Source organism: Treponema saccharophilum DSM 2985, from assembly GCF_000255555.1.
GTDB classification, from domain to species: Bacteria; Spirochaetota; Spirochaetia; order Treponematales; family Treponemataceae; genus Treponema_D; species Treponema_D saccharophilum.
Window position 1 is genome coordinate 61,315 of record NZ_AGRW01000041.1, and the last position, 24,216, is coordinate 85,530.

At 47.4% G+C, this 24,216-nt stretch carries 30 protein-coding genes and 1 tRNA gene; 10 read left to right on the plus strand and 21 right to left on the minus strand.

The genetic code is table 11. The annotated features are described in order from the left end of the window. Positions 1–487 precede the first annotated feature (487 nt). Positions 488–1,270 carry a ZIP family metal transporter gene (locus TRESADRAFT_RS04835; RefSeq protein ID WP_002703393.1) on the minus strand — a complete coding sequence of 261 codons (783 nt, stop codon included), beginning with the start codon at positions 1,268–1,270 and terminating at the stop codon, positions 488–490. Between the two features lie 168 nt (positions 1,271–1,438). On the opposite strand from TRESADRAFT_RS04835, the gene arfB reads away from it, so the two are divergent. Next, a complete protein-coding gene (gene arfB, locus TRESADRAFT_RS04840) occupies positions 1,439–1,852 on the plus strand; it encodes an alternative ribosome rescue aminoacyl-tRNA hydrolase ArfB (RefSeq protein WP_002703394.1) in 414 nt (137 codons plus the stop codon). Positions 1,853–1,855: 3 nt separating this feature from the next. Here arfB and TRESADRAFT_RS04845 read toward each other — a convergent pair whose 3' ends face one another. Further along, positions 1,856–2,500: a master DNA invertase Mpi family serine-type recombinase gene (locus tag TRESADRAFT_RS04845; protein WP_050985033.1), complete on the minus strand. Its 645-nt coding sequence runs from the start codon at positions 2,498–2,500 to the stop codon at positions 1,856–1,858. Between the two features lie 171 nt (positions 2,501–2,671). On the opposite strand from TRESADRAFT_RS04845, the gene TRESADRAFT_RS04850 reads away from it, so the two are divergent. From TRESADRAFT_RS04850 to TRESADRAFT_RS04870, 5 genes are all read left to right on the plus strand, one after another. Beyond that, positions 2,672–3,061, plus strand: coding sequence for a radical SAM-associated putative lipoprotein (locus tag TRESADRAFT_RS04850; protein WP_002703396.1), 390 nt, complete (start codon positions 2,672–2,674; stop codon positions 3,059–3,061). Further along, on the plus strand, positions 3,048–4,148 hold the full coding sequence (locus TRESADRAFT_RS04855; protein ID WP_141607155.1) for a TIGR04133 family radical SAM/SPASM protein: 1,101 nt from the start codon (positions 3,048–3,050) through the stop codon (positions 4,146–4,148). Before TRESADRAFT_RS04850 ends, TRESADRAFT_RS04855 begins: the two co-directional genes overlap by 14 nt. 147 nt (positions 4,149–4,295) lie before the next feature. Beyond that, on the plus strand, positions 4,296–4,595 hold the full coding sequence (locus tag TRESADRAFT_RS04860) for a hypothetical protein (protein ID WP_002703399.1): 300 nt from the start codon (positions 4,296–4,298) through the stop codon (positions 4,593–4,595). Positions 4,596–4,916: 321 nt separating this feature from the next. Beyond that, the gene (locus TRESADRAFT_RS04865; protein WP_002703400.1) at positions 4,917–7,028 is read left to right on the plus strand and encodes a methyl-accepting chemotaxis protein; all 2,112 of its coding nucleotides are present in this window, start codon (positions 4,917–4,919) and stop codon (positions 7,026–7,028) included. A gap of 346 nt (positions 7,029–7,374) precedes the next feature. Then, a complete protein-coding gene (locus TRESADRAFT_RS04870; protein WP_002703402.1) occupies positions 7,375–9,273 on the plus strand; it encodes an EAL domain-containing protein in 1,899 nt (632 codons plus the stop codon). A 58-nt stretch (positions 9,274–9,331) separates the two neighbouring features. Here the strand turns inward: TRESADRAFT_RS04870 and TRESADRAFT_RS04875 are convergent. From TRESADRAFT_RS04875 to TRESADRAFT_RS04895, 5 genes are all read right to left on the minus strand, one after another. After that, positions 9,332–9,405: transfer RNA gene (locus TRESADRAFT_RS04875), tRNA-Ala, on the minus strand. Between the two features lie 107 nt (positions 9,406–9,512). Next, positions 9,513–10,112: a 2'-5' RNA ligase family protein gene (locus TRESADRAFT_RS04880; protein ID WP_002703404.1), complete on the minus strand. Its 600-nt coding sequence runs from the start codon at positions 10,110–10,112 to the stop codon at positions 9,513–9,515. Further along, positions 10,099–10,281: a hypothetical protein gene (locus TRESADRAFT_RS04885; protein WP_002703406.1), complete on the minus strand. Its 183-nt coding sequence runs from the start codon at positions 10,279–10,281 to the stop codon at positions 10,099–10,101. Before TRESADRAFT_RS04885 ends, TRESADRAFT_RS04880 begins: the two co-directional genes overlap by 14 nt. Before the next feature lie 174 nt (positions 10,282–10,455). Beyond that, complete coding sequence (locus tag TRESADRAFT_RS04890) at positions 10,456–10,971, minus strand: very short patch repair endonuclease (RefSeq protein ID WP_002703408.1); 516 nt, start codon at positions 10,969–10,971, stop codon at positions 10,456–10,458. Between the two features lie 13 nt (positions 10,972–10,984). Beyond that, positions 10,985–11,224: a zinc-ribbon domain-containing protein gene (locus tag TRESADRAFT_RS04895; RefSeq protein ID WP_002703410.1), complete on the minus strand. Its 240-nt coding sequence runs from the start codon at positions 11,222–11,224 to the stop codon at positions 10,985–10,987. 25 nt (positions 11,225–11,249) lie between these two features. On the opposite strand from TRESADRAFT_RS04895, the gene TRESADRAFT_RS15925 reads away from it, so the two are divergent. Next, the gene (locus TRESADRAFT_RS15925) at positions 11,250–11,447 is read left to right on the plus strand and encodes a hypothetical protein (RefSeq protein ID WP_141607160.1); all 198 of its coding nucleotides are present in this window, start codon (positions 11,250–11,252) and stop codon (positions 11,445–11,447) included. Between the two features lie 191 nt (positions 11,448–11,638). Here the strand turns inward: TRESADRAFT_RS15925 and TRESADRAFT_RS04900 are convergent, their stop codons facing one another. From TRESADRAFT_RS04900 to TRESADRAFT_RS04910, 4 genes are read right to left on the minus strand one after another with little or no spacing between them, the layout of a single operon-like run. After that, positions 11,639–11,980: a phenylpyruvate tautomerase MIF-related protein gene (locus TRESADRAFT_RS04900; protein ID WP_002703412.1), complete on the minus strand. Its 342-nt coding sequence runs from the start codon at positions 11,978–11,980 to the stop codon at positions 11,639–11,641. Next, positions 11,967–12,119, minus strand: a complete 153-nt coding sequence (locus TRESADRAFT_RS16475; RefSeq protein ID WP_217169669.1) for a hypothetical protein — start codon at positions 12,117–12,119, stop codon at positions 11,967–11,969. Before TRESADRAFT_RS16475 ends, TRESADRAFT_RS04900 begins: the two co-directional genes overlap by 14 nt. Positions 12,120–12,128: 9 nt before the next feature. Next, positions 12,129–12,515, minus strand: a complete 387-nt coding sequence (locus TRESADRAFT_RS04905) for a type II toxin-antitoxin system death-on-curing family toxin (protein ID WP_040842297.1) — start codon at positions 12,513–12,515, stop codon at positions 12,129–12,131. Continuing rightward, positions 12,512–12,715, minus strand: a complete 204-nt coding sequence (locus TRESADRAFT_RS04910) for a hypothetical protein (RefSeq protein ID WP_002703414.1) — start codon at positions 12,713–12,715, stop codon at positions 12,512–12,514. Before TRESADRAFT_RS04910 ends, TRESADRAFT_RS04905 begins: the two co-directional genes overlap by 4 nt. A gap of 157 nt (positions 12,716–12,872) precedes the next feature. Here TRESADRAFT_RS04910 and TRESADRAFT_RS04915 point away from each other — a divergent pair, with 157 nt between their 5' ends. Further along, positions 12,873–13,088, plus strand: coding sequence for a hypothetical protein (locus tag TRESADRAFT_RS04915; protein WP_002703416.1), 216 nt, complete (start codon positions 12,873–12,875; stop codon positions 13,086–13,088). A gap of 38 nt (positions 13,089–13,126) precedes the next feature. Here TRESADRAFT_RS04915 and TRESADRAFT_RS04920 read toward each other — a convergent pair whose 3' ends face one another. The 5 genes from TRESADRAFT_RS04920 to TRESADRAFT_RS14970 form a co-directional block, all read right to left on the minus strand. Then, positions 13,127–14,416, minus strand: a complete 1,290-nt coding sequence (locus TRESADRAFT_RS04920; protein ID WP_002703418.1) for an LlaJI family restriction endonuclease — start codon at positions 14,414–14,416, stop codon at positions 13,127–13,129. Between the two features lie 3 nt (positions 14,417–14,419). Then, positions 14,420–16,000 (minus strand): AAA family ATPase, encoded by a 1,581-nt coding sequence (locus tag TRESADRAFT_RS16415; RefSeq protein WP_002703419.1) that lies wholly within the window; start codon positions 15,998–16,000, stop codon positions 14,420–14,422. A gap of 5 nt (positions 16,001–16,005) precedes the next feature. Beyond that, the gene (gene dcm / locus TRESADRAFT_RS04930; RefSeq protein ID WP_002703421.1) at positions 16,006–17,091 is read right to left on the minus strand and encodes a DNA (cytosine-5-)-methyltransferase; all 1,086 of its coding nucleotides are present in this window, start codon (positions 17,089–17,091) and stop codon (positions 16,006–16,008) included. Then, a complete protein-coding gene (locus TRESADRAFT_RS04935) occupies positions 17,088–18,335 on the minus strand; it encodes a DNA cytosine methyltransferase (protein WP_002703422.1) in 1,248 nt (415 codons plus the stop codon). The genes dcm and TRESADRAFT_RS04935 overlap by 4 nt, the downstream gene beginning before the upstream one ends. Positions 18,336–19,123: 788 nt before the next feature. Beyond that, on the minus strand, positions 19,124–19,564 hold the full coding sequence (locus tag TRESADRAFT_RS14970; RefSeq protein ID WP_002703424.1) for an HU family DNA-binding protein: 441 nt from the start codon (positions 19,562–19,564) through the stop codon (positions 19,124–19,126). 305 nt (positions 19,565–19,869) lie between these two features. Here TRESADRAFT_RS14970 and TRESADRAFT_RS04945 point away from each other — a divergent pair, with 305 nt between their 5' ends. Both TRESADRAFT_RS04945 and TRESADRAFT_RS04950 read left to right on the plus strand, forming a co-directional pair. Then, positions 19,870–21,276, plus strand: a complete 1,407-nt coding sequence (locus tag TRESADRAFT_RS04945; protein ID WP_002703425.1) for an AAA family ATPase — start codon at positions 19,870–19,872, stop codon at positions 21,274–21,276. After that, on the plus strand, positions 21,273–21,692 hold the full coding sequence (locus TRESADRAFT_RS04950) for a (deoxy)nucleoside triphosphate pyrophosphohydrolase (RefSeq protein WP_002703427.1): 420 nt from the start codon (positions 21,273–21,275) through the stop codon (positions 21,690–21,692). Before TRESADRAFT_RS04945 ends, TRESADRAFT_RS04950 begins: the two co-directional genes overlap by 4 nt. Positions 21,693–21,749: 57 nt before the next feature. Here TRESADRAFT_RS04950 and TRESADRAFT_RS04955 read toward each other — a convergent pair whose 3' ends face one another. The 5 genes from TRESADRAFT_RS04955 to TRESADRAFT_RS04975 are packed head-to-tail and all read right to left on the minus strand — an operon-like array spanning position 21,750 to position 24,030. Beyond that, positions 21,750–22,109: an arsenate reductase family protein gene (locus TRESADRAFT_RS04955; protein WP_002703428.1), complete on the minus strand. Its 360-nt coding sequence runs from the start codon at positions 22,107–22,109 to the stop codon at positions 21,750–21,752. A gap of 2 nt (positions 22,110–22,111) precedes the next feature. Further along, on the minus strand, positions 22,112–22,468 hold the full coding sequence (locus TRESADRAFT_RS04960; RefSeq protein ID WP_002703430.1) for an arsenate reductase family protein: 357 nt from the start codon (positions 22,466–22,468) through the stop codon (positions 22,112–22,114). A 19-nt stretch (positions 22,469–22,487) separates the two neighbouring features. Continuing rightward, entirely contained in the window at positions 22,488–22,964 is a 477-nt protein-coding gene (locus TRESADRAFT_RS04965; RefSeq protein ID WP_002703431.1) for a GNAT family N-acetyltransferase, read from the minus strand. Positions 22,965–23,023: 59 nt separating this feature from the next. Then, positions 23,024–23,527 carry a GNAT family N-acetyltransferase gene (locus TRESADRAFT_RS04970; protein ID WP_002703433.1) on the minus strand — a complete coding sequence of 168 codons (504 nt, stop codon included), beginning with the start codon at positions 23,525–23,527 and terminating at the stop codon, positions 23,024–23,026. Then, a complete protein-coding gene (locus TRESADRAFT_RS04975) occupies positions 23,524–24,030 on the minus strand; it encodes an Eco47II family restriction endonuclease (protein ID WP_081478492.1) in 507 nt (168 codons plus the stop codon). The genes TRESADRAFT_RS04970 and TRESADRAFT_RS04975 overlap by 4 nt, the downstream gene beginning before the upstream one ends. Between the last annotated feature and the right edge of the window lie 186 nt (positions 24,031–24,216).

Here is a 24,216-nt window from a genome sequence, read left to right on the forward strand (position 1 = left end):
ACTTACCTCTCATTTAAATTATATAAAATATAGAATAAAATGGAAGCATAAATGCAGCCCGCAAAAAGTCCACCTGAATAAAATATTGTTATTTCAGGTCAATTTTATCCAAAAACGAGGAACCCATGACAAAAATTATTATTCCCGCAGTTCTTTCGGCGGCGATGTTCCTTTCATGCGCGTCGCAAGCAGGAACAGCCACGAAACAGAATCCCCCCGCAACAATCGTAGACAACGACGGGCGGGAGTTCTCGTCATCGACATTCATAATAGCCATCGGGGACGGCGACACTGAAGAAACAGCACGCGCACTCGCGCAAAAGCACAAACTCCGCGTCGTCTACATCATGAACACGATGAAGATGTGCGTCCTTTCAGCAGGAAGGAACCTGACGGAAGCGGAGAATTCCGCAATTGTCGAGGAACTGATGCAGGACAGCCGGGTGCTTTCAGCCGAGCGCGACTACGTAATCCGCCTGCACGATTCTCAGCCGAGCGCGACGTCGAGCACCATCATGAGGGCAAACCCGACCGCGAATCCTATCGTGCAGACATCCGTCTTCTCGTCGCTCGTCGCCTCGGGAATGAGCTCCTCAACGACAACGTAAATCATCGCCCCCGCCGCGAACGCGAGCAGGTACGGAAGAACCGACTGCACGGCGCCGATGAGCAGAATCGTGACGGCGCCCGCAACCGGCTCGACAATCCCGGACAGAACCCCGAAGCAGAACGACTTCGCGCGCGAATTCCCCTCGCCTCTGAGCGGCATCGAGATTATCGCGCCTTCCGGAAAATTCTGTATTGCGATTCCGATGGAAAGCGCGAGCCCGTCCGCGACAGACAAATCGGAAATCCCGCTGACCATCGCGCCAAGCACGACGCCGACCGCCATTCCCTCGGGAATATTGTGGAGCGTGACGGCAAAAACGAGCATCATCGTCCTCGAAATCCGCGCCTTTATTCCCTCGGGCTTCTCGGATGCCGCATGAAGATGGGGGACAATCCTGTCGAGGAGGAACAGGAACGCGATTCCGAGAAGAAAACCCGTCAATGCAGGAACGAACGCGAGCCGCCCCATCGCGGAGGACAGCTCCATGCCCGGAATAAGAAGCGACCATACGGAAGCCGCGACCATCACGCCCGCCGCAAATCCCAAAAGCCACCGCCGCAGGGAATCCCCGAGGCTTCCGTTCATAAGAAAAACGCATCCCGAACCGAGAGCAGTCCCCAAAAAGGGAATCAGAAGCCCCAGAAAGACAAACCGAACCATACGCGCCTCCGAAAAACAGACAATCCTATTATACCATCACAGCGCGGGTCCCGCACAAAAAGCACGCCTGCTGATATTTTTTCCGCACAAGAAAAAGCAATTCCTTCCATAAAGTATGCCTGTATGGAAACACCGAATCGATGTAGAATCGCGTCGGAGGAAATGATTATGAACACAACCGAACTACGGAAATCGATAACCGAAAAATCGCAGCTCACTTTTTCCAGAAGCGGCGGGAAAGGCGGGCAGAACGTCAACAAAGTGAACACGAAAGTCCATATCGCGCTCTCCGTCTCCGATGTCGCGGGAATCACGGAGGAGGAGCGCGGGCGGCTTTGCGAAAAGCTCTCGCCAATCATAAACGCGGACGGATTCATCACAATCAGCGTCGAGGACGAGCGGAGCCAGGAGCTCAACAGGAAAATCGCCTACGCACGGCTCGAAAACAGAATAGAGACCGCGCTCCGCGTCCCAAAAAAGCGGAAAAAGACGAAGCCGACGCGCGCGAGCAAGGAGAAAAAGCTGAAACTGAAAAAAATCCGCTCGGAAATAAAGAAAAACCGCGCCCGAGTCACAGAATAGCTTTCAGGGCGCGCTCCACAAAGCCCGGACACGCTCCATACCCGTTTCCGACGCGAGGTTCTTTTTTTCTATAAAAAGCTTGACCGTTTTCCGGTGCGTCCCGAGCAGCTTCGCAATCCTGTTTATGCTCGTCCCCGAACAAACCATCACGCTCACGGAAAGCTCAGCGCCGTCGAGCTTGCTCTTTTCCGACGCCGAGCCGGGCGGACGACCGAGCCTGACACCCTCGCTTTTCTTCCGCTCGAGCGCCTCCTTCGTTCGCTGGCTTATGAGGTTCCGCTCGATTTCCGCGCTGATGCCGAACGCGAACGCGAGCACCTTGCTCTGTATGTCGTCCCCGAGCCTGTAGTTGTCCTTTATCGTCCACACCCGCGCGCCTTTTTCCATGAGGATGTTGAGAATCGACATAATCATGAAAAGGCTTCTTCCAAGCCGGGAAAGCTCCGAGCAGATGATGATGTCGCCGCGCTTTATGTCGGACAAAAGCCTGCCGAGCTCGCGCCTGCTCGGGTCGACGGTCCCGCTTATCGTCTCCTCAATCCACGAATCGACAGCCAGACCGTTCCGCACGCAAAATTCCGAAATCTCGAATTTCTGGTTCGCGACGGTCTGCCTGCTCGTGCTAACGCGAATGTATCCGTACGTCATGAAAAAATGATAGGCCGGAAAAAGCATTCCGGCAAAAAAAAAGGAGCAGGAAACGGCGTTGACCGGAACCGACACAGGAAATATAATTTTATTCATTAAACCTGCTCGGAAACGGATTCCCCGGACACCGTCCCCGAGCAGGCTTTTGAATTTCAGTTTCAGGAGTCAAACATGGAAGGCGGAATCAGATGGACATGGCAGAAAATCGCAGGAACGATACTCGGCGTTCTCGGCATCGGAACGCTGACATCGTGCTACGGGATGCCGGAGAACTATTACAGCATAAAAGGAACCGTAACGGGAAAAATCGACGGGATCACGCAACCGATAGAGGGAATCGAGGTGAGAGTATGCGATTCGGACGGCTATTACGGAACAGAGCACACGGATTCCTCGGGAAAATTCGCGTTCGAGAGCGAATTGGAAGGAACATACGAGATTACCCTGAAGGACGTTGACGGCACGGAACACGGCTCTTTCACGGAAAAGAAAATTGGAAACGTCATTCTTCAGGACGACAAAGACCTCGGCGAAATAACGCTGGAAAATGATGCCGAATAGAATCAAGCAGGCAATCTTCCGCCTCTACAGGAAGCGCGAGACCGAAAAGCACGAGCTGCGCTACCTTTTCTGGGAATGCACGCTCAGATGCAACCTGCGCTGCCGCCACTGCGGGAGCGACTGCATTTCGACGAGCGGAGTCCCGGACATGCCTGTCGCCGACTTCGCGCGCGTTCTCGACGACATACGGGCAAACAACCCGTACAAAAACCTCACGGTCTGCATAACGGGCGGCGAGCCGCTGCTGCGCGCGGATTTGGAGGAGGCTGGGCGAGAAATCATAAAGCGCGGGTTCAGATGGGGAATCGTCACGAATTCGCTAGCGATGACGCGGGAGCGGTTCAACTCGCTCGTCAATGCGGGGCTGTCGTCGATAAGCTTCAGCCTCGACGGTTTCGAGAAGGAACACAACGAGCTGAGGCAGAACGAGCGCTCGTTCGCGAAGGCGACGGAGGCGATACGGACGGCATCGTCGTTCAGCCGGAAATTTCCCGGCGCGCTCGTGTTCGACGTGATTACGTGCGTCCACAAAGGCAATATCGGGACGCTCCGGAGCTTCCGCGATTTTCTGCTCTCCATGGACGTTCCGCAATGGAGGATTTTCTCGATTTTTCCCGAGGGACGCGCGGCGAAAAACGATTTGGCGCTTTCGCCCGAGGAATACCGGAACCTCATGGACTTCATCGCAGAGACGCGCGCGTACAAAAAAGACGGAAAATCAATCCGCCTCAACTATTCGTGCGAGGGATACCTCGGCGACTACGAGCTCAAGGCGCGGGATTTCTTCTTTTTCTGCAGGGGCGGGATAAACGTCGGAAGCGTGATGTGCGACGGCTCCGTCTCGGCATGCCTTTCCGTACGCGCGCCGGATTTCATACAGGGAAACATTTATAAGGAAGATTTCGAATTCATGCGCATGTGGAACAGCCGCTACGGCAACATGCGCGACAGGAGCTGGGCAAAAACCGGAAGATGCGCCGAATGCCGCGAGTGGAAAAACTGCCTCGGAAACGGGCTCCACCTGCACGAAAATGCCTGCTCGGAGCCTTCAAGATGCAACCTTGAGCTTCTGACCCGAAAACGGTGACGCGCTTTTCCAAAAATTCTGTCGCGGTTTCAGGCGCCATAAAAAATAAACCAACCGCTTTTTCAAACAGGGCGGCTCAAAAAAATCCCGACGATTCGGCAAAACGCCCTATAATCCAGACAGCACGCGGAAAAAGGAGGAAACGGCATGGAAAGAAAGGACGAAATCGCGCTTATGAAGGCGCAGCTTTCCGACATGATGGCAAACAGGGGAAAATACGAGGCAGCGCTTTCATCAGGAGTCGTCGTCGCGGGGTTCGGGGGCGATTTTAACGGGACGAAAATTCCCGAGACGATTCTCAAAGGGAGGCTTCCGCCGGGCGTGACTCCCGCGGAGGCGTTCAACCAGGTCGTGGCGTTCATGAAAAAGACGATTGAGGAAGCCCAGGCCGCGCATGAAAGCCGGCAGCCCGCGTTCCCGCAAAACGGGAAAAAACGCATCCGATAAGCAAATGAAAAAAAACGAAAGCCGACCGGTCATCCGGCCGGCTTTTTTTTGCGCGCGCACGGCGCCATTGCGGGGCACTTCGCATAATTTTTCCGTCGGCCGCCAGTTTCCGGGGTTGGAGGGGCGCGGTCATATCATAAAAAAAGCATAAATTTATGGAATCCTTCATAGTTTTGACAAAAAAATCCGCGGAAAAGGAGGAGGAGGCGCAAAAACACCTCCAAAAAATGAAGTTTTTGAAAATTTTGTGATATTAACGCAGGTTGCCTCGTCATAGAATCCATCCGAAAAACGCTGAATATTTAAAAAGGAGCCTGAAATATGAAAATAAAGATGAAATCAACAAAAACAGAGCGGCGCTCCAGCATAATAACGAGGCTTACTGTCGCCGCCGGAATCGTAATCCTCGCGCTGAATTTCTCGCAGCTTGCGATAACGACGACAATCGTAAGCAAGGACATCGAGGAGGAGACGAAGAACGACTACAAAATCGTCGCGGACGGCTATGTCGCCTCGCTCGAAAACAAAATCGACGGCTTCCACAAGGAGCTGGACTCGTACCTGAATGCGGACATAATGAAGGACGGGACAATCGCCGAGATAGCGCAATGGCTCACCGCGCACGAGGACATCAGAAGCCCGTCGTTCGACTACATAATTCTTTGCGGCGAGGACGGACACTCCTACAGCGACATCGGCAAAAGGACGGACATAAGCGCCCTTCCCTATTTCGACGCGATACTGAAGCGCGGAAAGCAGAAATTCGTCGGGAACCCGGTAATCTCGCAGGCGACGGGCCAGCCGGTCGTCCACGTCGCGCGCGCAATCAGGCGGAACGGGCACAACATCGCGCTGATTGCCGGAGTCGTCAACATCGGCGGCATCATTTCCGAGGTCAACGAAATCGACATCGGCGGAAGCGGCTACGGATGGCTTATCGACGGCGACGGAATCGTAATCGCGCACAAGGAAAAATCGCTCGTCATGAGCCGGAACATACAGACAAGCTCCCCGGCAGGAAGCGGGATGAGGAAAGTCGCGGACTCGCTTGCCATCGGCGAGGCGGGCGCGCAGTGGGTGGACTCGCTTTCCGGGAACGGGCGCGAATTCGCCGTGTACAAGCACATTCCGGGAACGACATGGGGTTTCGCGCTTTCGATACCGGAGGACATGGTTTTCAGCCTCATAAAGAAAATTGAGCGCACGCAGGCGGTCGCGAGCCTCGCAATCGTCATCATCCTGCTTTCCGTAATCGGGATTCTCACGCGCGGGATGATAAAGCCGCTGCGGGTCGTGGAAAACGCGATAACGGGAATCGCCGCGGGGGATGCCGACCTCACGAAGAGGATTGAATTCAAGTCGAACAACGAAATCGGCTCCGTCGTCAGAGGATTCAACGATTTCGCGTCGAAGCTCAACGCGATAATCGCCGACGTCAAATCGTCAAAAGCGGAGCTGAGCCTCGTCGGCGAGGACCTCTCCGCGAGCACGGCGGATACTGAGTGCGCGATAACGCAGATAATCGAGGACATCGAGCACATGCAAGAGCAGATATTCAGGCAGGACTCGTCCGTCGAGCAGACCGCGAGCGCGGTGAACGAAATCGCGTCGAACATCGAATCGCTGGAGCGGATGATAGAGAGCCAGTCGGCGGGAGTCGCGCAGGCAAGCGCGGCAGTCGAGCAGATGATTGGGAACATCGGCTCCGTCAGGTCGTCCGTCGACAAGATGGCGTCGTCGTTCGAGAAGCTCCGCATGAATTCGCAGGACGGAATCGAGAAGCAGAAGGACGTGAACGAGCAGATTCAGAAAATCGAGGCGCAGTCGGTCATGCTCCAGGAGGCGAATTCCGCGATACAGGCGATAGCGGAGCAGACGAACCTCCTGGCGATGAACGCCGCAATCGAGGCGGCACACGCCGGCGATGCGGGAAAGGGATTCGCCGTCGTCGCGGACGAAATCCGCAAGCTGTCGGAAACATCGTCCGTCCAGTCGAAGACGATAGGCGAGCAGCTTTCCAACATAAAATCGTCAATCGCGCGCGTCGTCGAATCATCCGACGGCTCGAATTCCGCGTTCGAGACGGTCAGCCATCTCATAAAAGTGACGGACGAGCTCGTCCTCCAGATAAAAAAAGCGATGGACGAGCAGAACGAAGGCTCCCGGCAGATAAGCGAATCGCTCCACACGATGAACGACGGCACGACGGAGGTAAGGAACGCGAGCGCGGAGATGACCGTGGGAAACAAGGCAATCCTCGCCGAGATACGGAACCTCCAGGACGCGACGACGACGATAAAGGAGGGAATGGGCGACATGGGATTCGGCGCGCGGAAAATAAAGGAGACGGGCACATCCTTGAGCGAGCTTTCCGGGAAAATGAGCGAATCGATTATGAAAATCGGCTCGCAGATAGACCAGTTCCGCGTCTAACCGCACGCCGCCCCCCTTAGAAGCGCTGTAATACAAGAGATGCCGAAACAAGCTTTCCTGCGAAAGCCGTTCGGCATGGAAATCTTTTTTCTTGTCAATTTTCTACATGCGCGGGCAAAAGAAACATGCCCGCGCCATCCTCTCCCGCCGGCAAAACTTCCTCTTAAATTTCTTGTTTATACGCGATTGTTGCAACATAATTAGACATGTTCGACAACTTCGTTATCGCTCAGGTCGACGAGTTCAAAGTAATCTGTTTTATTATACAGCCCGCTCCGGACATGCGTTTCCCGGGGCAGGCGGCTCAGATTGCGCAAGCCAGGAGCGGCTTTCAGGAGGTTTTTCAATGTGGAATTACAGCTTCGTGCTTCCAAACTTCATCGCTCTGTCCACGTTTCTCGTTTTCTACTTCACGCGGCCGCGCCTTCCGATAAAGCTGAACAAATCATTCCTCAAAATCCTGTTCATCGAGATGGCGGTCCTCACAATCGACGTCGCCTCATCGGCAGCCCTTGAAAGCGGCAAAAGCATCCCGCACGTTTTCCTCAGGATAATAAACGTCTTGTTTTTCGCGCTTTTCATCATGCGCGCGGCGATGTTCTTCATGTTCACGCTCGACATCATGAAGATACGCAACGGGATGAAGGCGGCGCATCAGCTCGCGCTCCTAGGCATCGCAATCGTATGCGAGGCGATAGCGCTCGCGAACATGTTCTTCGACACGATTTTCTCGATAAGCGAGACCGGCGCGTACGCGAAATGCTTCCTCTACAACGCGATTTACGTATGCAGTTTCTTCTATATATTTGCATCAATAGCCGCGCTCTTCGCGAACAGGAGCCGCGTTCCGGACGGGTTCTTCCTCAATTCGTGCGCATTCAACATCGTGCTTCTGATAGGGACGCTCATGCGGATTGTATTCCCGAAATTCCTCATCATGGACAGCTTCTGCCTTCTGTCAATCGTCATAATCTGCCTCTCGTTCGAGAATTCCGCGATATACGTCGAGCCGAGAAGCGGTCTTTTCAACAAGAAAGCGCTCAGGGACATACTCAGCGAGCTTTCCGGGAAAAGATGCCGCCTGATTCTGGGGTTCGTCCTCAACAACTACGGGGAGCTCCGCGAGATATACAGCGGCACGCAAATGGACAGGGGCATCGCGCTCATCGGCCAGTTCCTCGCGAAATCGTATCCGTCGCTGATTTCCTTCTATCTTTTGAACGGCAGGTTCGCGATAATCGGAAAAAAAGAGGCAGATGCAGGGCGGCTCATGGAGGAAATCGGCGAGCGGTTCAAGAAACCGTGGAACGCGGGCGCCGAGGTCGACATATCGGTTGACATAACGTTCGTGCAGGTGAAGCCGGAAATGCGGATTGATTGCCCGGAGAAGATTACGAACGGGCTTTTCGCCGCGATGAACAGCGTCAGGACGATTGGAAGCGGGAACGTCGTCGTCGACGAGGAATCGATAGCGAGAATCGACAGCTCGACGGAAATAAAACGCGCCGTCGTCCATGCCGTGGAGAGCAATGCCGTGGAGCTATTCCTCCAGCCGCTGTTCGGGACGAGGACGGGAAAAATCGAGGGGGCGGAAGCCCTCGCGCGCATCCGTGCCGCAGACGGCTCGCTCATATCCCCGACGGCATTCATCCCCATTGCGGAAAAGAACGGCCGCATAACGATGCTCGGCGAGCAGATGTTCGAGAAGACATGCGCCTTCATTCGGAACCACGACATCGCGGCGATGGGAATATCGTGGATAAACGTGAACCTTTCCCCGATTCAGTTCCTCCGCCGCGACCTCAACGAGCGTTTCTCCGCCATCCTCGAAAAATACGGCGTCGAGGCGAAGCTCATCCATCTTGAGATAACGGAGGAGTCGATGATTGACTACGCGCTTCTGCAGAAGCAGATACAGCTGATGCGGAACACGGGCTTCCAGTTCGTCCTCGACGATTACGGAAGCGGCTACTCGAACGTGACGCGGCTCAGGAAATGCCCGTTCGTGAACGTGAAGCTCGACATGGAGCTCGTGCGCGACTACTACGCGAGCCGCGACGACACGATTCCGACATTCGTGCAGATGTTCAAGAAGATGAATTTCAGCGTGACGGCGGAGGGAATCGAAAACGAGGAAATGGCGCGCGCGCTGACGGAAATCGGCTGCGACTATCTGCAGGGCTTCCATTTTTCAGCCCCCATCCCCGCCGAGGAATTCGCCGCGCGCTACACGCCCGAACGCTGAAAAAAACACATGTTCGCCGTCCGGGCAAAAAAAAGACCCGCAAAAAGCGGGTCTCTGATGGAGACGATCGGACTTGAACCGACTACCTTTTGAATGCCATTCAAACGCTCTAGCCAGGTGAGCTACGCCCCCAAAACGTGAACTAGTATATGCAAACGCCCCGATTGTGTCAACACTTTTGCAAAAAAAAAGCGCCCAGCATGACGATTTTTTCAGGCCAATCCGCTGCGGCATCTGTTCTAGGCAAATGAAATCGGGAACGACCCAATCTCCTCGTACGGGCGGCACCGCGCGAGCGAAACCGACACAGCGGCGGCTTTTTCCGGAACGGGAACTGCCCGCGAGAATTCCATCCCCTTTTTGAATCCGTCCGCGCCGAGCTTCAGCGCAAGGGCGACATGCGGAAAAAAACGCTCCGGAAGGTAATTTCTGTTTCCACCTGGCTCAAAATGGCCTAGGAAAATGCCGTGGAGCGCCGCGTTGAGCTTTCTGACGAGCTTCTCCGACTCCGAGCCGCTTTTCAGAGAAAGGAAAATCACCTTCGTCAGAAAGCCGTCAATCCCGCCGAATTCGATTTCAATCGGAAAGCGCTGCGATTCCGCGAATTCCGAGAACGATTTCAAAAGCACGGGAACATCGCTGCCGGAAACGTGGAACATCCCGAGCGTGAGATGCGGCGGCGCGTTTTTTCCGGCAAGCGCGGAATTTCCGGTAACGCGCGCCATGCTTTCGACCGCCGAAGATATTTCCTCCGACGAGCCGGAGCTGAATTTCAGCGAGACGGCATACGTCCCGCCGCCATGCGCCAAGCCCGCCCCAAAAAGCTCATTCGTAATCATCGCGGTCGTGCTTTTCCATCCAGTCGCGCTCGTTTTTCCACGAGGACGATTTTTCCTGAAGCATCTCCGCGTCCTCCCGCCCCTGAAGCACGCGCCACTCCTCGTACCGCCCGCTCAAAGGCTCGGACTCCCCGTTCTTTTCCCGCAAATCTTCCTTTCCGTCAGCCATGCGCATCATCTCCGCAAAAAAAATATCGAATGCACCAGTGAACCTGTTCGGAAACCGCAATTTCAGAACAGGTTACCCCGAAACGCGATGTTCAGAAACGCGCTATCTGCGCGTTTTTGGACTCGCCGACCTGAGCGACACCATTGCTACCGCTCAGGTCTATTATACATCAAATCAGAACGTGCGGAACGGCTCGGAGAATCCCTCCTCAAGCCACGCCGATATGCTTTCCGCAACTCCGCGGATTTTTTCCTTTCGCTTCTTCCCGAGAATCGAGCATTCCCAGACGATTCCGACACGCCAGCCCTGCGACAGAAGCTCCGCGATGTCGCCCAAATCCCGCGCCCTGTTGCGCGCGAACTTCGCCTCCCAAAATTCGCGGTTCGTCGCGGGCATCCTGAATTTCGCGCAGCCGAGAGAATAAAGCGCGCTTTCTTCCAGGACGGGCGACTGGACGAGCGAGCTTCCGCTCATCCAGCCGTGCGCGTGCCAGAAGCAGCCGTTTATGAAGACGACCGCGCGGTAATGCGGGAAAACGATGTCGGGGCTTCCCCTGAGACGCCTGTCGTTTTTCCGGAACCGGAAGCCGAACCTGAAAAGCGCGGAGCGGAGCGCGACCTCAAGCTTTCCGCCGGTGCTCCGTATCCGGGACATGTTTTTGTGCCGCTGCTCTTCTGTCAGGCGCGCCATGATGTCTTCCGCGTTATTGTCCGAGGAGGGATTTCGCCTCTTTCCTCGTAATCTGCGCCGAAATCCCGCAGTCCGGGCAGTATTTGTAGTATTTTATCGAAAGCGGGATGCACGGAACAAAAAACACCGTGAGCCAGGCCGAATAGCGCGCAATCCCGAGGTTTATCGTGCGCCCGCACCCCGGGCACGTCCCTTCCTTTTTGTAGAATCCAAGCTCATGGCTGTACGTCTGAGCGCCGACAAGAAAAAACATCTTCTCCTCCGAATATTTTCATTGCTTGGGAAAATTATCATCGAAACGGGAAAAAAGTGTCAACTGCGATGCAACAAGCTATCCGGATGTTTCCAACGCAATACCGACAGTAAAGCCGGTACAAGAGCCTAATATTTATCAGGAGATAATTGACAACTGGCAGGAAACGCCCGAAACCTTGCCGGAGAAAGCTCCGGAGCCAAATCCTGAGGGCAAAAATTAATCTATCCTAAACCCAATCCTTCTTTTCTTCAGGGCCTGTGCAAGACGGGCCCTGTTTTTTTTGGGGGGCTGAGGTTCAAGCATTCAAAGAAATCCTTAGCCATTCTTCCGATGCCGTGATTCAGGCGAAGCAAGCGAACAGCAAAAAAAATCCCCTGCCGCACCTGGCAGGGGAAGGGAAAGGGAGCGGCGCTAGAAATTCCCGCCGTTCCATCCCCAGTTGGCAGTTCCCCAATAGGAAACGTACACCGCGTTTCCCGGGATGCCAAGTTCCTTTTGCAGAATCTCGCACAAGCGGGCGGTCATTTTTCCGCTTGCGCCGCCGTCAACGCCTCCGAGTACCTTCACTTCAACATAAGCGCCTTTATCGAGCTTCTTCCCGCCAAAGTAGAGGTCCTGCTTGTCAAGCAGATTAACCATCAGATATGATTCCGGCTTTCCCATCAGGCTGATGGCCTTTCCAAATTCGGCCCTCAAAACGTCTCTTTTTTCTGCAGGCAACTCCACCGTCACCTTCGCTTCAATCATCGGCATACGATTTTCCTCCTGAACGGCCCTCAGTATAGCACAAAACCGCGCTTTTTGCGGCCAAGCGCTTTTGAACTTCCATTAAGGCGCCAGTAGACTTTCGGATTTTATGACAGAGCAAAAAAGTGATGTTTGATTTTTCCATGAAGCCATCCTACTTGCCAGAGATTATATGAGAATTAAGCCAATTTTTTATATCATCTTTATTCAGTTTTCCAGAAGCAATATTTAGTCCAAATTCAATTAATTCACTCTGAGAATAGGAAAGTTCAACACCATTCAATTTAAGAAACAATAAAGTCAGATGCACACCAATTCTTTTGTTTCCGTCTAAAAAAGGATGATTTTCTATCAGTGAATAGCAAAATTGGGAAGCTTTATCCAAAATACTTTTATAAAGTTCATTTCCGCCAAAAGTTTGAAAAGGCGCTTTTAAAGCAGAGTCCAACAGATTTTTATCACGAACCCCGTCTATGCCGCCTGTTCTTGCAATAAGAGTGCTATGGATTTTTACAACTTGCTCATAGTCAAAAAAAATCATTTTGCAAGTTCCTTGTACGCTTCAATATTTTGATTAATTAAAGAGTCTGAAACAGAAAAAAGTTTTTCATCAGAAACAGTGGAAAACTGATTTTCGTCATCCAAAACAGTAATAATTACTTTTTTCCCATTGTAATTTTCAAGAGTATAATCATCTGTTAAAACTATATTTCCCTGAATTATTCCTGTAGTTGCGTACATTTTTCCTGCCTCCTGAAAAAAGTATACTACAATACTGCAAATTTGTCGTCATGTATTATTCAGCATGAGCGTTTGTTGATTTGTCCACGGATTGAAGTCTTTACCCTAACCTGCAAACATCACTGAATACAGAAAATTCTTCTTCCAGGAAGCGACGGTGCAGTTCCTCAAAGTTCTTTATATCACCAGCAAAAAAAGCAAACTTGACGGCGCAGAACTTGAAGTGAGCGTAATGCTACTTGCAGGGATAAGCGTGAACCAAATGGCAAAACTGTACGGCACCCACAGAAAAACCGTAAAACTTTTCATCAGCAAAAACCAGCTCGACACAGGCGCAAACCTAGCGGGACTCATGGAACTGATGCGGGGGTAACGTGGGGGAAAGACATAGAGCCCCGCAAGGTCCTGCTTTTAGGTATTTCCAATAACATTTGCAAGTTGACTTATCATATCCTTGTCGTGGGGAATGTGACGGTACATAAGGGTGCGGACATCTAGGAAAATGCCGTAGATTTTATTGTAAGCCTTTTCTGTTTCATTTTTAAAATCCGCGCACGAATATCCGAAATATTCGAGCTCTCCGCCGAGTACGCTTGATTTTCCGGGAAGAATGAACGCGTTGTATATCTCTTTTTCGTTCAAGACATTTTTCACGTCGCCAGGAAGAGAATCGGGCTTTCCTTCGATGAATTCCGCGTAAGCAATCTGCTTCACGATTGAGCCTGTGCCCGGCAAATCGTAGTCGCGTTTTGAGACGCCGTATTTGTAGTATTTTGAATCAAGGACGAAAATTTTTTGCTTCTGTGTTCCTCTGCCTGTAATCATAATCGTATCGGGCCGGAGGGAATATTTTTTGTAGATGTCGTTTCCGAAATTTGCTTCGCCTTTGCCGTCAATAATCCAGCGGCATTTCGGGTAGAACTTTTCCTTGTCGCTTTCTCCGAACACTGTATCGACAAGTCTTTCCCAAACGCTTTCAAAATGCTCTGTTCCATAATAAAACGACTTTTCTTCGGAAGAAGAGTCCATGTAGTCGATTATGGCGAGCATGTTCTTGAAAAGCAGAAGTTTTTTTTCCTCAAATGTTTGCGATATTTTTGAATTGAGCACGGAACGGAAGAGATTCGAGTTGAATTTGAGCGCGCCCTTTTGCGGAGCGAACGAAGAGAAAATCCACCCGATTTTTAAGAAGCTCTCGAAAACAAGCGTTTTGTGTATTTGGCTTATCAGTTCGTTTTCGTTGTGGTTCGTCTTTCTCGTGACAAATTCGAGATACACGGAAGAACCTTCCACCAACTGCGGCTTTACCTGCTTTATCGTCCTCCCCCAGTTTATTTTTCCTGAGGAAGCGCGGCTGTAGACCGTCTCTCGCTCCGAATAGTAGCCGTTTTGAAGGAAATCTTTTATGAGAAACATGTAGGCATGAATCGGAAATGCTTTCGACTGCGCTTTTTGTGCGTCGTTCAGAATATAGGAGTCCTCATTGTCCGAAAAAGTGGAAAGTACCGAAATAAGATTCAAAATGTCCTTTCGGATTTCTTTTTCATCATCAGCCTTCCTGTAGCCGAGCGGAAACTGAACACGAAGTTTTCCGCTTTCGTGTTTGATACCGACAAAGTCATCGCCAGAAAGTTTTGCGTCATAAAAACATATATCTTTGAGAGAAAGGTTTGAAAATGAAAACTCTTCTTTGTCGTTCATATTCTATTGCTCATTCGCTGATTGAACAAAACTTGTGTCTTTGAAAATACTCCAGTCACAACTCTCATTTTCTTTTCCCTTGAACTTTTCGACGATGCTTTCAAAATAAGCGTTTTCCTGAATGTTAAAAATGTCGTCGTGATTGAATTTGAACGCGTCGTCCCAAAGATATTTCAAGACCTTCTCTGCAAATTTTTCTTTTGAGATTTTTCCATCTGTTTCCTTCACAAACCAGCAGCCAAGCCTTTTGTCCTCCATGCTGCTCATTCCCACAGAGGACGAACTCTCGCTGATTTTTTTGTTTATGAAAGTCTGAAAGTTTTCCCAAGTGACTTCTGTTCCGCCGATTTTTGCGTTGCGCTGTGCATCCGCGTCTTCTCCTTCAAACTTGTTCTCCACAAGTTTCATGTCCCATCTTCGCTGAAACGCGTTGTCCAGTGTGAAAACATTCTGGTCGCTTGTGTTCATCGTTGCAAAAAGCGAAAGATTTGGAGGAAGGCGGATTCCTGTAAGCGCGGAAAAATGAAGCTCTCCGATTTCGATTGCCTTCTGCGACTCGTCCGCTGATTTTGTTGCGATTCCGTCATCCTCGTTCTGCAACTTGTGGTTTGTGTCCGCATAAAGGTTTTCACGGATATACCAGTTCATAAAGTCGTTTTCTATTGAATAACGGCTCCAGCCATTGCCGTAAGAATAACCGCCAGTTGTTTCAGGTTTGCCGTCCGTTATTCTGTCTAACAGCTGAAACACATCTCCGAAGATAGCAGCGGCATTCCCCCGGTTTATTTCTTCAATGATGAGATAATATTTTTTTGAAGGATTTAAGTAAGCCCTTCTCAAGATTTTCGTAAATGGACCTGGCTTAAATTTATAGGAAATGGTTCCGTCTGTATTATTCGGCAAAATCTGCCCTACGAAATCCGCATTCGTGTATTCTGGGTGGAAGACGACGCGCATTTTCTGGTCTTCTGGCAAGTCTTTTGTTTCCTCGTCTATTTTGTGCGATTTGCCGGAGCCAGGGACGCCGTAGAAGATGGTTTGTGTGGGGGGCGAGATATAATCTTTATTTGAAGGAGAGTTTTCTAAAGAGTCATCTTTATTTGTGATTTTTATTACTGGCTCGATTATGATTTCACTGTTGTCATTTTTTATGAAATTTAAGATTGAATTTTCTCCAATCAAAAAATCTCTGAGAATGAAATTTTTAGCTCCATCCATTCTATAAAGATAATAACGAGTTGTAGATTCATCATTAATTCTAAGTCTAACTTGATATTGTATTCTTTCGTTATCACCAAAATGCTCTACAATCTCACTGTAATTTGATTCAAAAAAGTTTGAATTGAATTCTGCCTTTTGAGAACCGTTCCTGTAATAATATAACGGTAAACTAGAAATCAGTTTTGAAAAAGCAAGGAGAAAATCATTTTTTCTAAGAATTACAACTATAATGTCATTATTTTGCTTCGCTCCTAGAAAATCAAAAATTTCTTTGGAGATATTTATGCTTGATTCCTTTGAAAGATTTTCTGAGAATTTATATTTCGCATTTTGATTTTTAATATGCCACTCGATTTTTTCCATAATTTTTATGCTCCTAGCCTTTGATTTACAAATAAGTAGTACATAATTGCATAAATGACATTTACACTTACTGCATTTCCTGCCTGTTTATACAAAGCTCCGTCTGACATTTTTAATTCATGAGGTTTCTTGCAAAATTCTTTTGGGAAGCCCTGAAGATTAAATGCCTCTTCTGGAGTTAATTTTCTAATGTGGTGAGTTGCTTCTTCTTCTTTTGTGTATTTCTGTTTAAGATACGCAATTGGATTTTCTGAACTGATAAATTCCTGACTAAAATAATTGTCCTGACAAGCACGGTGCATTTTGTGCATTGTTGCGCATAACGGACGCGCCGTAAGAAGATTAATTTTTGAATTAGACTTAAATCCAGCAGTTCCGTTTGAAAGAATTGTGGGTTTTATCTTTTCGCTAAGAAAATATTTTGCAGGAACTTCTTTCTCTAAAACATCAAGCGTTGTTTGCTGCTTATAAATTGATTTCATCTCATCAATATGGGCATCAAAAACTTGTTTTATATTTTCAGCCGAAAAATCAAATCCATTTGGAATATTTTTGGTTGTCGCAAATATGATGATTCTGTTTCGTTTTTGAGCGAGTGCAAAATTTTCTGTATTGAAAATGCTTGAAAAAAAGTGATAACCAAGATTTTCTAAATGAGCTTTTATTGTTTTAAAAGTATTTCCTTTATCGTGTGTATAAAGGTTTCTAACATTTTCCAACACAACAAAGGGAATTTGTTCTCCCTGTTCCTTTTTTATTTTGAGAATCTTTTCAATTTCAAAAAACATCGTTCCGCGAGTATCTGAAAAACCAAGCTGTTCCCCCATCATGCTGAACGGTTGGCAAGGAAAACCTCCTGTCAGTAAATCAAAATGTAAATTGCGAATGTTATCTTCGTTAGAATTGAAGGCAACTATATCGCCCATTTCAATTTCGCCTGTTGTGTCATAATTTGCTTTATATGTTGCGACGGCGTTCTTTTCGATTTCAGAAAATGCGACACAATTAAAAGGAATATTAAAATCCTTTTGAATTAGATTTAATGCCTGTCTGAATCCGCCAATTCCGGAAAAAAGTTCTACATGGTTCATAGGAATTTTGCGATTCCTTTGCCGATTGCATAGGCAAGTTTTACGGGAACGGCATTTCCTATCTGTGCATACCAACTGTTTTGCGAACCATAGAAAATGTAATCATCTGGAAATGTTTGAATTCGTGCTGCTTCTCTTGGGCTAAGACCTCGACTGCACCAAGGGTGGATATACATATTGCAGTCGAATCTCATGTGAGAAGTTATTGTTTTGCAGATTTTGTCTTCTTCAAGTTTGAAGTACTTATCTTTGAAAATGTCATTGCGACTTTTGTATGGCATTATGTCCGCAATGGATTCATGCAAAGAATTTGCACCTTGAGGAAGCCGAGTATAAATCTCTATGTCGCGAGGATTATTGTAACGATTTTTGTGATTATAAAGTTTGTGTAATTTTTTATTACCATTTATAAAGTGATAGAAATCATTTTCTGTGTATTCAAAATCACATTCCGTAAAACCAGTATCAGAATCTTCGACATTATTTTTACCTTTGATTTTTTTTGTTCCAAGTTTCGGAAGTCCTTCAAGGGCATTTTTTAGAACAAATGGTTTCTGTTTACTCTTGAAAATTTCATCAAATACTGCTTCTGGATTTATACCGAGTCTGTTACCGACTACGATAAATCTTTCACGATGCTGAGGAACACCAAAATCTTCTGCATATAAAAGATGAGAAGAAAATTGATAAGATTCTTTCTGATTTGCGTTTAGATATGTTTCAAAATTTTCTTTTATTTCCTCCCATTTTTTGCTCATTCCACGAACGTTTTCCATAATGAAAAACTTGGGACGAACAACAGAGAGAAGTTTTAGATATTCTTTATAGAGTTGGTTTCTTGGGTCATCAATAATTCTCTGGCGATTTGCCATTGAGAAGCCTTGACAAGGCGGACCCCCGCAAACTAAATCAGCGTCTTTAAAACGAGGAAGATATTCATCAATTTTTTCATTGAGTTCCTTTATATCGCCTACAAAATATTGGTCATCGGAGAGATTTCTGTTTTTTCTGTAAGTTTCATTAAACTGCGGAACAATTTCATTTACGAATATTGGAGTAAAACCTGCTTGTTCCAGGCCTAGAGAAAGACCTCCAGCACCTGCAAATAAATCTATAAAAGTGAAAGATGGATTTCGCGTTAGCGAAATCGAATCCGTGTGGCAATTCTGGAGATTTTTTCCGGTATCCTTAAAACGAGCGTTTAAAGTGGCATCCTTTCCGCTTTTGTTTTCTTCAAAGTCCATTGTTTTTTAACCTTTCTTCTATATATAAGTGAATTGTTTCCGCTGAAAAAATTGTCATTAAAAATAGCACAAAAAACGCTCCTTTTCCATAGCACCCGAGCATGCAAAAAAAGCTGGCACTCTAAAAACGCACCGTCCATACCGTACAATACTTTTCAAAAGGGTGCGACTCAAGAGAGCTTTTCGCGCCGTACAAAATCAGCCGCGACCCTCAGCATCGAGAAAGCAATCCGAACAATTTGCAGAACAAAATTGTTTCTGAGTTCATCGAGCTGTTCCCGGACATAGAATGTCACGATAAATAATTTTTCTCAAATCAGTAAAAAGGTGCAATATCATAAACGATGATTTTTTGCATATATAATCATCGAATAATTACGCATTTACGCTGTTTGGAAATGTTGCAGGACTTTCTTTCTATAAACCTGCACAAAGATATTATCAGGCAAATCGTACCACCTTTTCCGCATTTCCATCCGCATAAACCTATCCCCTCCATCCGTATCCCCGGCCCGCATCCATCCGCACGGAGTTTTCCGTTCATCCCGACAAACGCACCAATTTTATCCGTATAAAATCAAAAAAATATCCCGATAAACACGCATAAAAAGCCGTAAATTCGGGATAAAATCTTGCTAAAAGCCGGATAAAAAAAAAGGAGGCCTGCACGCTAAAAAAGATGCAGGTCTCCCAAATCAATGTATTCATAACGGATGTCCTTTCCGCTTCTTCGCAGGCTTTTATTGTGAGCGGATTGCCGTTATTCAAGTCCGCTACCCTCTTTTCATTTAGTCACCGTTTGAGGTGTTTTCTTCTTCATCTGTAATGTATTTCGCGTCGAGCTTTACATACTCAGGCTTTTCGAGTTTTGCCTTGAGCATTGCGTCTGGCGTGTACATCACTTTGATTCCCTCAATGTCGTTCGCCGTTACAAGACTAGCTTTTTCGTAGCCCTTGCAGCTTGTCTTGTTCTTAAGGCCAAGCTTAAAGATTCCGAAGCTGTCGAGGCGAACTTTGTAGCCCAAAAGCATGTACTTGGGAACTGTAAGAAGAAGTCCCCGGATTACTCCGATTACTTCCGTTGGTGTGAGAGTCGTGCTCTGGGAAATTTCTTCGGCGAGCTGGTTCACACCGACTTCTGCGATATAAGCAGGGGCTGGATAAAACTTGCCTTCTGCTTCCAACTTCTGCGGGTTAAGCCGCTTTCTGCTAATAAATGGTACTGCCATAAGCATATCTCCTTTTATCTTTCCGGCTGTTTTGCACTCCCTGGAGCAGGCAGCGCAATCTAGTTCGACGAACATTCGACTTGCACTGTTTTTAGCTGCAAAATCCAGCCTTACCATGTCAAAACTAAGCTTTTCATTCGATATTTTCACCCGTTTTGATAGTTTGAATATACAACAAACTGATTTTAAAGTCAAATTTTTATTCGATTTTTTCTCCTGTTTATGCAAGTTTTAATTGAAACGTGCCGATAATTACTATATAATTTCGCCAAAGGCGAGAGATTCTTAATCAATCAGGAACACAGATGTTAGTAAATTTCAGCGTCACAAACTTTTTGTCTTTTAACCAGAAGACAACCTTCAAGATGGAAAGCGGACGCGTCACAAAAAAAACAGACCATCTGCTTTCGGACGGCGAAACAGGCAAGAGTCTTCTGAAGTTTTCCGCCATGTTCGGAAAAAACGGTGCGGGAAAAACGAACTTTATAAGGGCTATGGCAGTCTTGCGGGGCTTTGTGCTTTTAGGAAAACTTCCACAACGCGCCGCTGACCTCTGGTGCAAAATCAGCGAGGAAAACGAAAGTAAGCCGTCTGACTTTGAAATAACTTTTATTGCCGACAAAAACCTTTACGAATACAAAATTTCGACTGTTCTTTCGACCGGAATCATAACAAAAGAGGAGCTGGTTCATATTGTCGGAAACCGGCACACGAAAATCTTCTATAAAGAAAATGCCGAAAGCCCTTACATTTTTCACCATTCAATAAAGGGGCAGCACAAGGACATTGAGGTTTTGAGCCGCACTTTTGCCATGAGCGGGAAGCCCTTTCTTTTCAGCATCAACCACAACACGGCGGGATTTTATGCAACGAATCCACAGGCCCTTGTCCTTCAAAAAACATTCCTCTGGTTCAAGGACACTCTTGAGGTTATTTTCCCCGACCAGCCTCTGCAGGAGACTTCGCTTCTTCAGTACGAAATCTGCAAGGATGAGTTTGCCCAGCTGTTGAAGAATTTTGACACGGGAATCGAGGAAATAAGGCTTGAGCCTGTGAGCAAGGAAAAGGTTTTTGAGACCCTTGATTTGCGCACCCAACAGAAGCTCAACCTGGAGATGGCTTTTGTAAGTCCGCTTGTTCAGATTGCCAAATTACCGACTTCTTTAGGGCTTTCGCAGAATACACAAATACAGAAAAAAAATTTTTATTCGACCGTAATCAGAAGCCGAAGGAACATTTTCATAATCACATTGGAAAAAGACGGTGCCTTTCATTTTTATGCGATAAAATTCGTCCACAACCTTGGCGGAAAGAAAATTGAGTTCAGCATGGAAAGCGAGAGCGACGGAACCCACCGTCTCTTCCAGCTTCTGGAAATTCTCATAAGCAAAAAAGAAAAAGTCTATATAATGGATGAAATAAACCGCAGCCTGCATCCAAAGCTGACCGTTCAGTTTGTAAAAAAATATTTTGCAAACGCAAAGGAAAGAAGAATCCAGCTTGTAACGACCACACACGAAAGCCGCATCATGAGCCATGACCTTGTGCGCCGGGACGAAATCTGGATTGCTGACAAAAACGACGACGACAGCACGAAGCTTTTCAGCCTTGAGGACGAGCAGGTCCGAATAGACAAGGTGCTTGACCAGAACTACATGGACAACGTTTGGGGCGGAGTTCCTGTGTTTGAGGATGAGGAAGAAAAATCATGAAAACCATAACCGTGAGCGGAGCCGTAATTCTCCGCACGAACCCAGAAACGCACCAAAAAGAAGTGTTCGCCACCCAGCGCGGCTACGGAGAATACAAAGACTGGTGGGAAATTCCCGGCGGAAAAGTTGAGGAAGGAGAAAGCCCTGAGGAATGCATTATCCGAGAAATCCGCGAGGAGCTTGCTACCGAGGTAAAGGCTGAAAAAGTTCTAGGCACAATCGAATACGACTACCCTGCCTTTCACCTCAAAATGCACTGTATTTTGTGCACAATCTTGAGCGGAAAGCTTGAGCTGTTGGAGCATGAAAATTCCCGTTGGCTCACGAAAGAGACCCTTAAATCCGTAAATTGGCTTCCAGCAGATGAATTGATTTTGGATAAGATTGCGATTTTATTACGCAGCAAAAACTCGTAGGCAAGTCGCAAGACTTGCCCGCTTCCTGCGCAATAAAATCAATAAGCTGCTATAAATCTACTTCCAGCCTTCCCAAGTCTTCTGCGCCATTCCAACCGTGGCATCGGTCTTGCCGTTTCGGCAAATTGGCTGCTTCAAAAGCTTCGCCTGATTCTCAAAGAGTTTTTCTTCTTTTTCGCTGTCGTCAAGGTATGCAATCGAAGCATAATCTTTTGATTTTGTGTCAATCATTGCCTCAATCGCTTCTGCACGACTGCCTTCTGTTCGGGCAAGTGCGCTCGCAACCGAGTCGAATTCGCCTTCGCTCATTTCTTTTTCTTTTAGGTCAACGAACTGAAAAGCAATCCGCCGTTCCTTAAAAAATCTCTGCGCGCTCTTCGTATCAAAAGATTTGTTAGTTCCAAAAATCTGAATCATTTTTATACTCCAAGAATTTTCTTCCATTCGGCTTCTTTAAAGCCTGTGCAGACTGAACTTTCCGTTACGAGCAACGGTCTTTTTACAAGCATTCCGTCACTTGCAAGGATTTTGAACTGCTCGTCTTCGCTCATGTCCGGCAATTTCTGCGAAAGGTTCTGCTCACGGTAGAGCATTCCGCTTGTATTGAAGAATTTTTTGAGCGGAAGCCCGCTTTTTTTGTGCAATTCCCGCAAAGTCGCTTCGTCGGGGTGGTCGCCTTTGATGTCGATTTTTTCGTATTTCACGCCGTTTGAATCGCACCAGGCCAACGCTTTTTTGCAGGTCGTGCATCGCTCGTAGCAGTAGATTTTGGTCATTTTGAGTTCTCCTAAAATTTTATTTCTTCACATGTAGCTTCACGGTCTTTCCTTCGCATTTTTTCCTCAGCACAATCATGTCCACAAGCTGAACGCCACATTCAATTATAGGACGAGCGTAATTTTTTGTAAAAAAATCTTTGATTACGTGATGGCGGGTAAATCCGCATTTTTCGTAAAAAGGAATCGTAAGCGGACTGTCGCCTGTTCCTACTTGAAGAGTGGTAAATTCATCACGGAACTTTTCTTCAACAAATTCCAACAAGGCACGGGCATAGCCCTTTCCCTGAGAGTTCGGCTCAGTTGCAATATTTTTGATTTCAAGGATTCCTTCGCCCTCGTCAGTTACGACGCACTCAGCTTTTACGCCGCCGTCATCAAGAACAAACATCCTGCCCCGGTCAAGATAAAGGTCAACCATGCTTTCCTGCTCGTCTGCAAGCAAAAGAAGAGAAAGAAAATCTTTTTTATTTTGAGTGATTTCTGTTATCTGCATGTTAGCCAGACTCCACAAAATTCCCAGCCGGCAAAAATTCTTGTCTACAAACACATTCTTTAAATCTTCTTTTCCATCAGATAGAATAGCCCTTTGCGCCAGTTCGCTTCGCCTGTTTTGTAGTAGCCCGCGTGCTCATAAAGCCTGAGCGAAAATGGATTTTTGCTGAAAACATCAAGCCTTAAACATTTTGCTCCAAGAGCCTCCGCCTGATTTTCGATATGCTCCATTGTTTTCCGCGCAATTCCACGATTCTGAAAATCAGGATGAACGCAAAGACGATGAATCACACGATAATCACCGCTGCACTGCCAGTCAGCTTTTTTATATTCCTCGTCACAATCTTTATTCAGAGCATAAATCACAGCAATCCGATTTTTTCCGTCTTCGAAAACTTCGCCTGCAAAAAGCGAATTTGATTTTATATCATTCAAAAAATCTTCGCGAGTCGGATAAATTTCATCCCATTGAGGAATTCCGCATGAGTCCATTTTGGCTATCGCAGATTTTATGAGCGAGCAGATTTCGTCCAAATCAGATTCTGCTGCAAGTCGGTAAGTCATTTTTCCTCCCATTTATTTTTCGCCCGCGGAATGTCCTTATATTTTGCCGCGATTGCTTCCGCCTCGTAACATACGGCTTTGTCATCTTCAAGAATTTTGCTTTGCATTTCGATATAAGTTTTCTGAGAAGATGCTGAATTCATTGTGTTGCGCTTGTTTTTGAGTTCGCAGAAAATGTGTTTTTTATGGCTGGCAACATAAAAAGCGCCGTCTGCTCCATTTTTCGGAACCTCCCAACCATTGCCGGCGAGCTTGAACATATTCTGATGAAAACATCCGATGTGATTTGTGTTTGTCTTGCCAATTCGGCGGATACATTCTGCTTCAATAGTCTGCTGGATAATTTGATTGCAAACTTTTGAGTCGAAAGTAAGTTTTATCGGGTCTATGGGATTTTTGTTGAATTCCGCAAGGTCGATATGATAGCGATATTTTTCCACAGTTTCTTTTGCATGCAAAAAAATTTGTTCGCTCGTTACAAATCCTAAATCGTAATTTTTCACGGAAGGATTATATTACGGAAGCATGAAAAAATCGATACTTCACGCTTGCCTATTCAAAGAAGCAAAATGAGAGTATGAAAAAAATCACCGTGAGCAAAGCTGTAATACTCCGCACGAACCAAGAAACGCACCAAAAAGAAGTGTTCGCCACCCAGCGCGGCTCCCGAAGACTGCATCGTCCGAGAA